At 61.1% G+C, this 13,895-nt stretch carries 16 protein-coding genes; 10 read left to right on the forward strand and 6 right to left on the reverse strand.

The window, feature by feature from the left end; translation table 11 throughout:
• The first annotated feature begins 57 nt into the window (after positions 1-57).
• From xth to ACMTA2_RS11050, 3 genes are all read left to right on the forward strand, one after another.
• Entirely contained in the window at positions 58-852 is a 795-nt protein-coding gene (xth, locus tag ACMTA2_RS11040; RefSeq protein ID WP_413794855.1) for an exodeoxyribonuclease III, read from the forward strand.
• Positions 853-966: 114 nt separating this feature from the next.
• Entirely contained in the window at positions 967-1,791 is an 825-nt protein-coding gene (locus tag ACMTA2_RS11045) for an arylamine N-acetyltransferase family protein (RefSeq protein WP_413794856.1), read from the forward strand.
• 124 nt (positions 1,792-1,915) lie between these two features.
• The gene (locus ACMTA2_RS11050; RefSeq protein WP_413794857.1) at positions 1,916-3,436 is read left to right on the forward strand and encodes a nucleobase:cation symporter-2 family protein; all 1,521 of its coding nucleotides are present in this window, start codon (positions 1,916-1,918) and stop codon (positions 3,434-3,436) included.
• A 96-nt stretch (positions 3,437-3,532) separates the two neighbouring features.
• On the opposite strand, the gene ACMTA2_RS11055 is transcribed toward ACMTA2_RS11050, so the two are convergent.
• The gene (locus tag ACMTA2_RS11055; protein ID WP_063322141.1) at positions 3,533-3,883 is read right to left on the reverse strand and encodes a hypothetical protein; all 351 of its coding nucleotides are present in this window, start codon (positions 3,881-3,883) and stop codon (positions 3,533-3,535) included.
• Positions 3,884-4,142: 259 nt separating this feature from the next.
• Here ACMTA2_RS11055 and ACMTA2_RS11060 point away from each other — a divergent pair, with 259 nt between their 5' ends.
• The gene (locus tag ACMTA2_RS11060) at positions 4,143-4,964 is read left to right on the forward strand and encodes a shikimate 5-dehydrogenase (protein WP_413794858.1); all 822 of its coding nucleotides are present in this window, start codon (positions 4,143-4,145) and stop codon (positions 4,962-4,964) included.
• Between the two features lie 3 nt (positions 4,965-4,967).
• Here the strand turns inward: ACMTA2_RS11060 and ACMTA2_RS11065 are convergent, their stop codons facing one another.
• Positions 4,968-5,612, reverse strand: coding sequence for a YceH family protein (locus tag ACMTA2_RS11065; protein WP_413794859.1), 645 nt, complete (start codon positions 5,610-5,612; stop codon positions 4,968-4,970).
• A gap of 130 nt (positions 5,613-5,742) precedes the next feature.
• Here ACMTA2_RS11065 and ACMTA2_RS11070 point away from each other — a divergent pair, with 130 nt between their 5' ends.
• Positions 5,743-6,252, forward strand: a complete 510-nt coding sequence (locus ACMTA2_RS11070; RefSeq protein WP_413794860.1) for a DUF1993 domain-containing protein — start codon at positions 5,743-5,745, stop codon at positions 6,250-6,252.
• A gap of 210 nt (positions 6,253-6,462) precedes the next feature.
• Here ACMTA2_RS11070 and sstT read toward each other — a convergent pair whose 3' ends face one another.
• Entirely contained in the window at positions 6,463-7,695 is a 1,233-nt protein-coding gene (sstT, locus tag ACMTA2_RS11075; RefSeq protein WP_413794861.1) for a serine/threonine transporter SstT, read from the reverse strand.
• A 282-nt stretch (positions 7,696-7,977) separates the two neighbouring features.
• Between sstT and ACMTA2_RS11080 the strand changes: the two genes are divergently transcribed.
• A complete protein-coding gene (locus ACMTA2_RS11080) occupies positions 7,978-9,138 on the forward strand; it encodes an MFS transporter (protein ID WP_413794862.1) in 1,161 nt (386 codons plus the stop codon).
• Here ACMTA2_RS11080 and nhaR read toward each other — a convergent pair.
• Entirely contained in the window at positions 9,135-10,031 is an 897-nt protein-coding gene (nhaR, locus tag ACMTA2_RS11085) for a transcriptional activator NhaR (RefSeq protein WP_413794863.1), read from the reverse strand. The genes ACMTA2_RS11080 and nhaR overlap by 4 nt on opposite strands.
• A 138-nt stretch (positions 10,032-10,169) precedes the next feature.
• Between nhaR and ACMTA2_RS11090 the strand changes: the two genes are divergently transcribed.
• Together ACMTA2_RS11090 and ACMTA2_RS11095 are read left to right on the forward strand one after the other, a co-directional pair.
• Entirely contained in the window at positions 10,170-10,421 is a 252-nt protein-coding gene (locus ACMTA2_RS11090) for a hypothetical protein (protein ID WP_413794864.1), read from the forward strand.
• A 26-nt stretch (positions 10,422-10,447) separates the two neighbouring features.
• Positions 10,448-11,197 carry a TerC family protein gene (locus ACMTA2_RS11095; RefSeq protein WP_413794865.1) on the forward strand — a complete coding sequence of 250 codons (750 nt, stop codon included), beginning with the start codon at positions 10,448-10,450 and terminating at the stop codon, positions 11,195-11,197.
• Between the two features lie 85 nt (positions 11,198-11,282).
• Here ACMTA2_RS11095 and ACMTA2_RS11100 read toward each other — a convergent pair whose 3' ends face one another.
• Positions 11,283-11,447: a hypothetical protein gene (locus ACMTA2_RS11100; protein ID WP_413794866.1), complete on the reverse strand. Its 165-nt coding sequence runs from the start codon at positions 11,445-11,447 to the stop codon at positions 11,283-11,285.
• Positions 11,448-11,670: 223 nt separating this feature from the next.
• Between ACMTA2_RS11100 and ACMTA2_RS11105 the strand changes: the two genes are divergently transcribed.
• Positions 11,671-12,348: a peptidase C39 family protein gene (locus ACMTA2_RS11105; protein ID WP_413794867.1), complete on the forward strand. Its 678-nt coding sequence runs from the start codon at positions 11,671-11,673 to the stop codon at positions 12,346-12,348.
• Positions 12,349-12,448: 100 nt separating this feature from the next.
• Positions 12,449-12,643: a DUF6021 family protein gene (locus ACMTA2_RS11110; protein WP_413794868.1), complete on the forward strand. Its 195-nt coding sequence runs from the start codon at positions 12,449-12,451 to the stop codon at positions 12,641-12,643.
• A gap of 44 nt (positions 12,644-12,687) precedes the next feature.
• Here the strand turns inward: ACMTA2_RS11110 and pbpG are convergent, their stop codons facing one another.
• Complete coding sequence (gene pbpG, locus ACMTA2_RS11115) at positions 12,688-13,626, reverse strand: D-alanyl-D-alanine endopeptidase (protein WP_413794869.1); 939 nt, start codon at positions 13,624-13,626, stop codon at positions 12,688-12,690.
• Positions 13,627-13,895 lie beyond the last annotated feature (269 nt).

A 13,895-nucleotide genomic window follows, 5' to 3' on the forward strand; every position in this document is an offset into this window, starting at 1 on the left:
CCACCGCGTCCGGTTGCCGGTCACAGCTAGTGACGTGGCATTTCGAGTGTTGGCCCTATGAAAAAACTGCGGATCGCGACCTTCAACATCAATGGCATCCGGGCGCGGCTGCCCAACCTGCTGGAATGGCTGGAACGGGAGAAGCCCGACATTGCCTGTCTGCAGGAGCTCAAGGCCGTGGACAAGGATTTCCCGGCTGCGGAGCTGGAGTCGGCGGGGTATGGGGCGATCTGGCATGGGCAGGCGTCCTGGAACGGTGTCGCGATCCTGGCCCGTGATGCGCAGCCGTTGGAGAGCCGCCGAGGCCTGCCCGGTGGGGATGACGACAGCCACAGCCGCTATCTGGAGGCGGCGGTGCATGGCGTGCTGGTGGGGTGCCTTTACCTGCCCAACGGCAACCCGCAACCGGGTCCCAAATTCGACTACAAGCTGGCCTGGTTCGAACGGCTGATCGAATACGCCCAGGGGCTGCAGGCCAGTGATCATCCCGTGGTACTGGCCGGTGACTACAATGTGGTGCCCACCGACATGGACATCTACAACCCGCGCTCCTGGCTCAAGGATGCGCTGTTACAGCCCGAAAGTCGTGAGTGCTACCAGCGGTTGCTGGAGCAGGGGTGGACCGATTCGCTGCGCCAGCTGTACCCGGACGAGCGGATCTACACCTTCTGGGATTATTTCCGCCAGCACTGGCAAAAGAACTCCGGACTGCGCATCGATCACCTGTTGCTCAACCCGGTCGCCAGCGCCTACCTGAGCGAGGCAGGCGTGGACGCCTGGGTCAGGAACCAGCCCCACCCCAGCGACCATGCGCCGACCTGGATCCGGCTGGCCTCGCGCAAACGACGCTGACGGGGCAGGGCTGCGGTTGATTGTTGTCTCTGCAAGGGGAATACCTTATACCTGGCGCCCATCGGCCTTGCGCTTGTTGTGAGCGCTGCGCGGCCCCCGGAAAAGGACACCCTCATGAGTTATCCCCAACTGAGTGACACGGCCCGCTATCTGCGCCGCCTGGGTTTCGACGCGCCACCGGCGCCGACCCTGGACACCTTGCGTCAGTTGCAAGGGCGCCATACCGCCGAATTTCCCTTTGAGACCCTCTCGACGTTGCTGCGCCAGCCCGTGCCCATCGACCTTGAATCGGTCGAGCGCAAGGTTTTCGAGGACGGGCGCGGCGGCTATTGCTATGAACTCAACCAGTTGTTCCTGGCGCTATTGCAGGCACTGGGTTTCGACGCCCGCGGCATTACCGGGCGCGTGGTGATGAATGCGCCTGAGGGCGCCTGGCCCGCCCGGACCCATCGGCTCAGCCTAGTGACGATCGAGGGGGTGCGCTACATCACCGACGTCGGTTTTGGCGGCATGGTACCCACCGCGCCGCTGTTGCTGGACAGCCGTGAGGCCCAGGTCACGCCCCATGAGCCGTACCGCATCGAGGCCCACGCGGACGGTTATCTGTTGCGCGCCAATGTTGCCGACGAATGGCGGCCGATGTACCTGTTCGATCTGCAACGCCAGGAAGACATCGACTACACCGTCGGCAATTGGTACGTCTGCAATCATCCGGAGTCGCCATTCATGGGCCGGTTGATGGTGGCCCGCACGGGTGTTGGTTTGCGCAAGACCTTGAACGGCAACAGCTATGCCGTGCACCGCATGGGACAGGAGAGCGAGCGGCGCGTGATCAGCGATGCCGATGAGTTGATTGATTTGCTGGAGCAGGAATTCAGCCTGCGCGTACCGCCACGGGAGCTGTTGCGGCCCGCGATCGTGGGGTTGCTCCAGGCGTAGAAACGCCGTTGGCCGAGGAACTGTTGGAGACGTGCATGGGATAAGTTGTATACAACTCTATGGACATTTGTCCTGAGTTTTGAATACAGTGTGCCCATAACAAAAAACAGGGAATCCCCGAACCATGAAAACGCCCCATGTTTCACTCCCACGGCCCGAGGACGAAAACCTCGGCGTCGGCGCGAATATGGCTTACGGCCTGCAACATGTGTTGACCATGTACGGTGGCATCGTCGCCGTGCCGTTGATCATCGGCCAGGCGGCCGGGCTTTCGCCGGCGGACATCGGTCTGTTGATTGCCGCGTCATTGTTCGCCGGCGGCCTGGCAACGTTGCTGCAAACGCTCGGCCTGCCGTTTTTCGGCTGCCAATTGCCCTTGGTGCAGGGCGTATCGTTTTCGGGTGTCGCGACCATGGTGGCGATTGTGGGCAGCGGCGGGGAAGGGGGCTTTCAAGCCATCCTCGGCGCGGTAATCGCCGCGTCCCTGATTGGTTTGCTGATCACTCCGGTGTTTTCACGTATCACCCGGTTCTTTCCGCCTCTGGTCACCGGCATTGTGATCACCACCATCGGCCTGACGCTGATGCCGGTGGCGGCGCGTTGGGCGATGGGCGGCAACAGCCACGCCGCCGATTTTGGCAGCATGGCGAACATTGGCCTGGCCGCGGTGACCCTGGTGCTGGTGCTGCTGCTGAGCAAGATGGGCAGCGCAACCATCTCGCGGTTGTCGATTCTGTTGGCGATGGTCATGGGAACGGTCATCGCGGTGTTCCTCGGCATGGCCGACTTCTCATCGGTCAGCCAGGGCCCGATGTTCGGCTTCCCGACGCCCTTCCATTTCGGCATGCCGACGTTCCATATCGCGGCGATCCTGTCGATGTGCATTGTGATCATGGTGACCCTGGTGGAAACCTCTGCCGACATCCTGGCGGTGGGCGAGATCATCGACACCAAAGTCGACTCGAGGCGCCTGGGCAACGGTTTGCGGGCCGACATGCTGTCGAGCATGATCGCGCCGATCTTCGGTTCCTTCACCCAGAGCGCCTTCGCCCAGAACGTCGGGCTGGTGGCAGTGACCGGGATCAAGAGCCGTTTCGTGGTGGCCACCGGCGGGGTGTTCCTGGTGGTGCTCGGCCTGTTGCCGTTCATGGGGCGGGTGATCGCCGCGGTACCGACCTCGGTGCTGGGCGGTGCCGGTATCGTGCTGTTCGGCACGGTGGCCGCCAGCGGCATCCGCACGCTGTCGAAAGTCGATTACCGCAACAACGTCAATCTGATCATCGTCGCCACCTCCATCGGCTTCGGCATGATCCCCATCGCCGCACCGAACTTCTACGATCATTTCCCCAGCTGGTTCGCGACCATCTTCCATTCGGGCATCAGTTCTTCGGCCATCATGGCGATCGTGCTGAACCTGGCGTTCAACCACTTCACCACGGGCAACTCCGACCAGCAGTCTGTCTTCGCCGCCGGCACCGAGCGGGTGTTGCGCTACCAGGACCTGGCGGCGTTGCGCGAAGGCGATTATTTCAGTGAAGGCAAGTTGCATGACTGCGATGGCAACGAGATTCCGGTGGTGGCGGAGCCCGTTCACGAGCCGGCGGAGCCTGCGCCGATCCGATTGAAAAGCGGCGAGCACGTCTGACGGATACACCGCAGCAAGCGCTCTCGCCAAGGGGTTATCCAGCGAATATGAAAAAGCCTGTGATCATTGATCACAGGCTTTTTTGTGCTGGACCGATTACCAGCGACCGTAATGGCCTCGGGGCGGGCCGTAGTAATAGCCCCGTGGTGGCCCGTAATACACCGGTGCCGGGCGATAGTAGATCGGTCGCTCGACATACACAGGCTGCGGCTGGTAGTAGACCGGTGGTGGGGCCTGGTAGTAGACCGGTTGTGGCTGGACGTAGACCGGCTGTTGCACATACACCGGCCGATCACGGTTGATGATGGCTGAGCCAACAATGGCCGAACCGACAATGGCACCAAACACGGCGGGCCCCTCCCAACCACCACGACCGTGGGCGGATGCCTGGCCGGTGACCGCGAGTGCCCCCATGAGCAGGGCGATGATGGGAAGTCTACGATTCATGGCTGTTCCTCGTTTCGGCCCCGGCGCCTGTGGTCTGCAACAGACCCGATGAGGGTCGCGGGGATACTGCTATGACAGCGATTTTCTCAGGATTTGCAACGCCGTTGGGTAAATATTGTGTAAGGTCTCAAGCGCTTTTGTTTACCGCGCCGTGTCATCCAGCGGCCTGAGACCGGCCCGGCCTGGCGGGTATCATCATCGAATAAACCTTTCGCGACGGCGTTTCCGTCTGTCCGAAAGTGAATGCAAGGAGATACGCATGCAGATCAATCCCAACAAAGACACCCAATTGTGCATGTCGCTCTCGGGGCGTCCCGGAAACTTCGGCCTGCGCTTTCATAATCATTTGTATGAACAACTGGGCCTGAACTTCTATTACAAGGCGTTCAGCAGCCAGGACTTGCCTGGCGCGGTGAGGGGTATCCGTGCACTGGGCATTCGCGGATGCGGCGTGTCGATGCCGTTCAAGGAGGCCTGTATCGCCCTGGTGGACGAGCTGGACCCTTCCGCCGCCGCGATCCAGTCGATCAACACCATCGTCAACACCAACGGCCATCTGAAGGCCTACAACACGGACTACATCGCCATCGCCCAATTGCTGCAAAGCCACGCCGTCCCCAAGGATTCGACCTTTGCCCTGCGCGGCAGCGGCGGCATGGCCAAGGCGGTGGCCAGCGCCTTGCGTGATGGCGGGTACAAGAACGGCCTGATCGTTGCGCGCAATGAAGGCGCCGGGCGAGCCCTGGCCGAGTCCCTGGGGTATGAATGGCAATCTGAACTGGGGGCCCGACGGCCACAAATGCTGATCAACGTCACGCCGATCGGCATGACCGGTGGCCCGGAAGCCGACCAGTTGGCGTTTGAACCCGAGACCATCGCTGCGGCCGAAACCGTGTTCGATGTCGTGGCGATCCCGTCGCAAACGCCGCTGATCGTGCGCGCCCAGGCCGAAGGCAAACGGGTCATCACCGGGCTGGAAGTCATTGCGATCCAGGCCCTGGAACAGTTTGTGCTGTACACCGGCGTGCGGCCGGACCTTGAGCAATTCGAAAAAGCCGTGGCCTTCGCCCGGTCGGCGTAGGCGCTACCCTTCCAGCAGCGCCAGGCGTTCTTCCAGTGCGGCGATCCGCGCCTCGAGCGCTTCGATGCGTTCTTGCGAGACACCGCCGCTGCGCTCCACCGGGAGCTGGCGGGCGGCGAGAATCGCTTCGATGTCCGCCGGGTCACCCATGGCGTGTACATAGCGATCCTCGCGCTGGCCGGCCTGGCGTGGCACCAGCAGCGCCAGACCCCGGGCGATCAGGCGTTCGAGCTGATGCACCACCTGTTCGGCGTCTTCGAATTCGTGCATCCGTGCGCTGCGGGTCAGCAGCTCATTGACCGTTTGTGGGCCACGCAGGAACAGCAGGCCCATCAGGCCCACCTGGGCCGGTACCAGCTCCAGGGCCTTGTCGATCCGATGTTCCCAGCGGTCGGCGCGGCTGCCCATCACCAGCTTGGTAAAGCCGCGACCTTCCAGTGCCCGCAGGCTCTGGCCGACCTGGCCCGGGTTGAGGTTCATCACCGGTTCGCGACTGGTTTTCTGGTTGCAGGCCAGTACCAGGGCGTTGAGGGTCAGCGGGTAGGTTTCCGGGTTGGTGGCCTGTTTTTCAACCAGCGCGCCGAGGATGCGGATTTCCGTGCTATTGAGCCGTGGTTCTTCGGCCTGATGTTGTTCTTCGATGCTCATCGCGCGTTCCCTATGCTGTGGAAGCCGCCTAGCCTAATCCTTGCGCAATAAAAGACAAGTCGTGCAACAAGCCGTGGCTATAATCGCAGCCGTTTGATTCATTCTTTCCTGCCACCTGCATGAGATTGCCATGACTATTTCCCTGTACGCCGCTTCCGTCCCGGTTTTCAAGCAGATGCTCAACGCGTTGAGCGATGTTCTGAACAAGGCCGAAGCCCACGCCGCCGCGAAAAACATCGACCCGAACGCTTTCCTGCAAGCCCGCCTGTACCCGGACATGTTCCCGCTGGTACGCCAAGTGCAGATCGCGGTGGATTTCGCCAAGGGTGTGTCCGCGCGCCTGGCCGAAATCGAAGTGCCGAAGTATGACGACAGCGAGACCACTTTCGCCGAGCTGCAAGCCCTGATCGCCAAGGTATTGGCCTTTATCGACGGTATCCGCCCTGAGCAGATCGATGGCAAGGAAGGTATTGAAATCGTTACCCGTCCCGGGACGCCAAAGGAGAAGCGCTTCAGCGGCCAGAACTACCTGCTGACCTACGGCCTGCCGCAGTTCTTTTTCCACGTCACCACCACCTACGCATTGCTGCGCCACAATGGCGTGGAAGTGGGCAAGCGCGACTACATGGGCGCGTTCTAAACCCCGCAGGCATGAAAAAGCCCGGGACGGTGTGAGCCGTCCCGGGCTTTTTTGTGGCTGTCTGTTACATCCTCGGTGGATGTATCGCCGCTATCGCGAGCAAGCTCGCTCCCACAGGGGAATTGTTGTGTAGCGGCTATTGTGTGAGCGCCGCTGCCCTCTGTGGGAGCGAGCTTGCTCGCGATAACAATCCAATAGCCACGGCAGTTGTTACGCCGTACGGGCGAGCTTCTCTTCCTCACCCAGGCACGCCGCCGCCGTGAACAGCACATCCGTCGACGAGTTCAACGCCGTCTCGGCCGAGTCCTGCAGGACGCCGATGATGAAGCCCACTGCGACCACTTGCATGGCGATCTCACTGGGAATGCCAAACAGGCTGCACGCCAAGGGAATCAGCAACAGCGAACCGCCTGCCACTCCGGAGGCGCCGCACGCGCAAACGGCGGCGACCACGCTCAACAGAACGGCCGTGGGCAGGTCTACCGCAATACCCAGGGTATGCACGGCCGCCAGGGCCAGTACGGTGATGGTAATGGCGGCGCCGGCCATGTTGATGGTCGCGCCCAGGGGGATCGACACCGAATAGGTGTCTTCATGCAGGCCCAGGCGTTTGCTCAGTTCCAGGTTCACTGGAATATTCGCCGCGGAGCTGCGCGTGAAAAACGCCGTGATGCCACTCTCGCGCAGGCACTTGAACACCAGCGGGTAAGGGTTGCGACGCAGTTTCCAGAGCACGATGAGTGGGTTGACCACCAACGCCACAAACAGCATGCAGCCGATCAGCACGGTCAGCAGGTGCAGGTAGCCGAGCAGGGCGCCGAAGCCGGAAGTGGCCAAGGTCGAGGCCACCAGGCCGAAGATCCCCAGCGGGGCGAAGCGGATCACCAGGCGCACGATCACGGTCACGCCGTTGGACAGGTCTTCGAGTACGGTGCGGGTGGTCTGGCCAGCATGACGAATGGCGATGCCCATGCCGATGGCCCACGCCAGAATGCCGATGAAATTACCGTTGAGCAGGGCGCGGACCGGGTTGTCCACCACGCTGAGCAACAGGCCCTGCAGCACTTCGCCGATGCCGCCGGGCGCGGTGACGGCGACATCATGGGTGGTCAGCACCAGGGTGGAGGGAAACAGCGTACTGGCAAGCACCGCGACCACCGCCGCGGCGAAAGTGCCCAGCAAGTAGAGAAACAGGATGGGGCGGATATGGGTTTCCTGACCGTGCTTGTGGTTGGCGATCGACGCCATGACCAGCACGAATACCAGGATCGGCGCCACCGCCTTGAGTGCGGACACGAAGACGTTGCCGATGAATGCAGTGGACTTCGCCAGGTCGGGCGCCAGCCATGCCAGGACAATACCCGCGATCAGGCCAATGACGATTTGCGTCACCAGGCTGGTGCGTTTGAGGCGTTGCAGAGGGGTAACGGACGAAGCTGTCATAGCGGCATCTCTGATTTTATTGTGTGCGACGGTCGACGAATCAGGGCAACAAGCGGGCAGGCCACATGAGCGGACCGAGAGAAAGTACGGCGTTTGCAGGCCGCGGACTTTAGCACAACCGGTAAAAAAACTGACGGACCTGTGACAGTCCGTCACCCATATCCGGGCCATGACGTGCGTTTGTATGACGCGCGCATTCTGTTAGGCTTTGTCGTTCTCATTTTCTTACCGCCAGCGGGCCCCAGGGCTAGCGCTGGTGTCGTCGTTTTGCTGGAGTTCTGCATGTTGTTACCCATTTTCCTGTTGTCGGCCGCCGGGTTTACCGTGCTGACCACGGAGTTCGTCATCGTTGGCCTGTTGCCCTCCATTGCCCGCGACCTGCACGTCACCATTCCCCAGGCCGGGCTGCTGGTGACGTTGTTCGCGTTTACAGTGGCGGCGTTCGGGCCATTCCTGACGGCGTGGTTCGCCCGCTTCGAGCGGCGCAAGCTGTTTATCAGCGTGCTGGTGATGTTTGGCCTGGCCAACCTGCTGGCCACCTTCGCTCCCAACATCTGGGTCATGGCCATTGCCCGGTTGATCCCGGCCCTGGGTCTGCCGGTGTTCTGGGCGCTGGCCAGTGAAACGGCGGTGGACATCGTCGGGCCGCAGTTGGCCGGGCGGGCCATCGCCCGGATCGGCTTCGGCATCGTCTGTGCCACGGTGTTTGGCATTCCAGTGGGCACGTTGATTGCCGATGCGTTTGGCTGGCGCAGCGCGTTTGCGATCCTGGCCGTCATCGCTTTCGCCAAGGCTTTACTGCTGTTTATCTATTTGCCGAAAACCAATCTGCACCAGCATCAGGTGAGTTTCCGTTCGCAATTGAAGATCTTGCGCAGCCCCTTGATGCAAGGGCACGTGCTGTTGTCGATCCTGGTGTTCAGCGGCATGTTCACCGCCTACACCTATCTGGCGGATATCCTCGAGCGCCTCGCCGGATTCGACGGCACCCTGGTGGGCTGGTGCCTGATGGGCTTCGGCGCGGTCGGGCTGTTGGGCAATTCCCTGGGCGGCCGGGCGGTGGACCGGCATCCGTTGATTGCGTCGATGGTGTTCTGCCTGTTCCTGATCGGCGGCATGGTGGCGTTGGTGCCGAGCATTCATTCGCCCCTCGCGCTGGCGGCGGCGATGGGCATCTGGGGCGTGACCCAGGCCGCGTTGTTCCTGGTCAGCCATGTGCGACTGATGAAGGCGGCCCCGCAGGCCCCGGCGTTTGCCGCCTCGTTGAATATTGCCGGGGCGAACCTGGGGATTGGCCTGGGGGCGATGGTCGGTGGCCGGGTCATCGATACCCTGGGCCTGGGCAGTGTCGGGTTTGCGGCCGCCGGGTTCATCTTTGTATCGATTCTGCTGGCGTTGCTCCTGATGACCTTCAAGCCCCGCACTGCTTGCATGGGTAATTAGGCGCTGAACAGCTCGCGACGGGCACCTTCGGCAATCGCGACGATGCCGGGATGGCTGACCTTGCGTTCCACGGAAATGGCGTAGAAGGATTCGCTGACCGCATCGGTCTGGCCGATCACTTCTACGCCGTATTGGCGCTTGACCTCTTCGGCGATCACGCTCGGGCCGATGAAGATCCCACTGCCCGACTGACCAAAGGCCTGCATCAGTGCGCTGTCGTCGAACTCGCCGACGATGCGCGGTTGGATCTGCTGTTCGGCGAACCAGCGTTGCAAGCGGCTGCGCACCACGGTTTCCGGTCCGGGAATCAGCAGCGGAGCATCGTGCAGGCCGTGGGGGAAGTCCTGCCCGTAGCGTTCGGCCAGCGTCGCGGTGGCGAAAAAGCTGATCCCACATTCCCCCAGCTTCTGGCTATAACCCTTGATGTCCAGGTGAGTCGGCATCGGGCTGTCGGAAATCACCAGGTCCAGACGCTGGATCGCCAGGTCCGCCAGCAGTCGTTCGAGCTTGTCCTCGCGACAGGTGATGCGCAGCGGCTCACTCAACTCCATGGTCGGCGCCAGCAGCCGGTAGACGATGGATTTGGGCACCACATCCGCCACCCCGACCCGGAACAGCGTTTGCTGCTCGTTGGGCTGGGCCCGCAGCATCAATTCCAGCTCCCCGCCTAACTGGAACATGTGTTCGGCGTAGGGCAAGGTCTGGCGGCCGGCCTCGGTCAGTTCCAGCTGCCGCCCGACGCGGCGAAACAGCTTGATGTTATAGGTCTGTTCGAACAGGGAAATCTGCCCGCTGATGGTCTGTGGGGTCAGGTTCAACTGCTCGCACGCTCGCACGATGCTGCCGGTTTTCGCCACCACCCAGAAGTAGTGCAGTTGTCGATAATTGAGCATGGGTTCACATGGCTTCGTAAAAACCGAAGTATAACCGCTGAAAATACGAATTTTCCTGAAGTATTCGCCTCTCTAGAATGCCTGGCCATTGGTGGGCCACTTCCGTGCTCCTTCTATTCCCCAAGAGGCATTCATTCCATGACATACAAAACCCTGGGGCTTGCCGCCCTGTTCGTGATATCGGTAACGACGCTGGCGGGCTGTGAACAGGCTGAAAAAAGTGCCCAGCAACTGATGGGACAGGCGGCGGAAACCGCCAAGCAGGCCATCGATGACACTCACAAAGCGGCGGAGCAGGCGATCAGCGAAGCCACCGGCGGCTTGGTCAGCCCGAAGAAAGAGTCGGCGGACGAAGCTGACGAAACCCAAACCCCTACCAAAACCATCTAACGCGTCACATCAGTCAGGACTGCCCCATGGATTATCTTTTACAGCTCGCCGCCAGCCCCACCGCGTGGATCGCCCTGGCGACTCTGGTCGTGATGGAAATCGTGCTTGGCATCGATAACCTGATCTTCATTTCGATTCTGACCAACAAGCTGCCCGTACAGCATCGCGCCAAGGCACGGCGGATCGGTATCGGCATGGCGTTGATCCTGCGCCTGGGCTTGTTGAGCACCATTGCCTTCATTGTGCAGCTGACCGAACCGGTCATCGAAATCCTGGGCCAGGCGTTCTCCTGGAAGGACATGATCCTGATCGCCGGTGGTCTGTTCCTGCTGTGGAAAGCGACCACTGAAATCCACCACAGCATGGACCCGGCGCCGGATGATCCCAAGTCGGCCACGTCCGGTGTGACCCTGGGCTTTGCCGCGGCCATCGGTCAGATCCTGATGTTGGACCTGGTGTTCTCCATCGACAGCATCATCACCGCCGTGGGCATGACCGAGCATTTGCCGATCATGATCATCGCAGTTGTCGTCTCGGTGCTGGTGATGCTGCTGGCGGCCGAACCGCTCGCCAAGTTCATCAATGACAACCCGACCGTGGTCATGCTGGCCCTGGGTTTCCTGATCATGATCGGCATGACGCTGATCGCCGAAGGCTTCGGCGCCCATGTACCGAAAGGCTATATCTATGCGGCCATGGCGTTCTCGGCGGCGATCGAGGTGTTGAACATGTTGTCCCGTCGGGCCAGGGAGAAGGCGTTGGCCGACAACGCCTGATTCCAGGCAGACAAGCGCCACCCGGGTCCAGGCCCGGGTGGTTTTTTTTTGGGGATTTGAGAACGATAGGGGTGACAGTGAGCGGTCAGTGCGCGGCGGCGTGGCGCCGGGCCGGTTTAGCGGCTCTTTCCGATCGCGCGGGTGGCGCGTGATGATGGCGGCGAGCGACTCGCAGCACCCCCCACAGCATGGCCGTGGCTACACTCAGCCAGCCGAATATCAGCATCAGGATTGTCGTCGTCAGGCTCATTTGTGCCTCCTTCTATCCCCGATCCGGGATAACGCACCAGTACTATGGACAGTCTAGTCGCTCAAGTGTTTCAGCCAATCGATCTATGGTCCTGGTGTTCGGATCGGTTCGTTCTATCGCCGTCGTAAAACGAGGGTTATGGCTATACCCGGGGCTGTGCGCACCTTATGATCGTCGACCCAAGCCCGGCCCGGATGTCGGGTGCCTGAACAAGAGAGTCATCATGTCGTCGGTCAATTCATCGTTTCGATCATGGGTGCTGGCGCTTTCGTGCCTCGTCGCCCTGACGGGTTGTGCGGGCAGCGTATCGCCGCAGATCCAACGCCTGCCCGAACGGGTGGAACTCAACAGCGTGCCGTTCTACCGTGGCGAAATGCATCAGGGGGCCCCTCAGTCCCTGGCCGCGCTGCTGACGTTGCAAGGCACTGTGATCACCCCGGGGTTACTGGAAAAACCGTTGCACCTGCCGGGAGGCGAAGCCGGTTTACAGCAGAACATGTCAACGTTGGCGCGCGAGTACGGGTTGCTGGTGTATCCCCTCGACGCCAAACTGCCCGCGCTGTTGGAGCAGGTCGCGGCGGGTTATCCGGTGCTGGTGCGCTATATCGACGGTTCAGCGTTCTGGGCCGAGCCCCGGTATGGGATTCTCGTCGGCTACAACCGTCAGAAGCAGACGGTCTTGCTGCGTGCAGGCATGAGCCGGCGGCAGTTGATGAGTTTCAGTGCCTTCGAATCGGCCTTCCAGGGCGCGGGCGGCTGGGCGGTGCTGGTCCAGCGACCCACGCAACTTCCCGCCAATGTCGACTCGCAACGTTGGCTGAAGGCGGCGGCCGATCTGGCCGGCGCCGGGCAGGAACAAGCCGCGGCGCGGGCGACCAAGGCCCTCGGTGCTGCGCATTGATCGGTCGCCCCGTTCGTCACTTGCCGGGCACGACCCGGCAGGCCTGAGGCTCTTATCGTCAGGGTTGGGCATTTTCCGACCGCGATTGGAGGAGGCACGCATGGCACAGTCGAAAACACCTGAGGGGCCACATTCGTCGGAACATTCCAGCGGTGATGACTTGGGGTTCGATCCGGACTCGCCGGATCTTGAGGATCCTCAAGTCGATCCGGTGGGGCCGGCCAAGGCGCCTCTGGACGAGCAGGATGAGCGCAAGCCCAAGCCTTATGATCCGTTGGGTGACTTGAAGCCATAAATAAAAATGCCCCGACGAGTCGGGGCATTTTTATTTGCCGTGGATTACTTGGAAGCTTCCACCACGCCACTCTGGCGGCTCTTGAGATTCTTGGCGGCCTTGTATTGCAGGGCCACCGCCGGCACGGCCGCGCTTTTTCCGGTTTCCACCCAGCTACGGATCCGGCTGGCATCGGCGAAGTGCGTGTACTTGCCAAAGGCATCGAGGATCACCAGCGCCATCGGGCGATTACCCATTTTCGTCACCAGCACCAGGCAGTGGCCAGCCTGGTTGGTGAAGCCCGTCTTGGTCAGCTGGATATCCCAGTTCGCCTTGTGGACCAAATGATCGGTGTTGCGAAAGCCCAGGCTATACACAGGCTTGCGGAAGGTAACGGTCTTTTCCTTGGTCGTGCTCAATTCGCTCAGCAGTGGGTATTTACGGGCGGCGATCAGCAGCTTGGTCAGGTCCCGGGCGGTGGAGACGTTGTGGATCGACAGGCCTGTGGGTTCGACGTAATGGGTGCTGGTCATGCCCAGCGCCTTGGCCTTGGCGTTCATGGCGGCAATGAACGCTGCATAGCCGCCGGGATAATGGTGGGCGAGACTGGCGGCGGCGCGGTTTTCCGAAGACATCAGGGCGATCAGCAGCACGTCCCGGCGCGACAGTTCGCTGTTGAGCTTGACCCGGGAAAACACGCCCTTCATCTCTGGGGTGTTGGCAATGGTGATGGATATGTATTCATCCAGGTTCTGTTTGGCATCCAGCACAATCAGGCCGGTCATCAATTTGGTCACCGAAGCGATCGGCACCACCACGTCCGGGTTGCTCGAATAGACGACTTTGTCCGTCTGCAGGTCCAGCAGCATGGCGCTGCCCGAGGCGACTTGCAGTTTTGTCGTGTCCCGCGGGGCTGCGATGGTTTCCTGTGCAACGGCGTTTTGCGTGATGAAGGGGCCTGTGAACGCGATAAACAGGCTGATGATCGAAAGACGGATTTTCACGCGAGTAGACTCGATGGAGTTGAAGGTGCCGTTGAGCAACGATTTTAAAAAAAACGTCGCATTTTAGGAGTATGGGTGATGGCAGCGCTATATGCCTGTATCGCCAAGGCTTGTGAATAAATAAAGTTTAATGAAGGGCGATTCTGGCGAATCGAATCTGAACATTTTGTAGTTTGCGCGACTGACATACCTGGCGGCTAAGTCCGGGCCCCGGAAACACCTGTGGGAGCGAGCTCGCTCGCGATGGCAGCGTGTCAGTCAACCTGGAT

Source organism: Pseudomonas medicaginis, assembly GCF_965119365.1.
In the GTDB taxonomy this organism is placed as follows: Bacteria; Pseudomonadota; Gammaproteobacteria; order Pseudomonadales; family Pseudomonadaceae; genus Aquipseudomonas.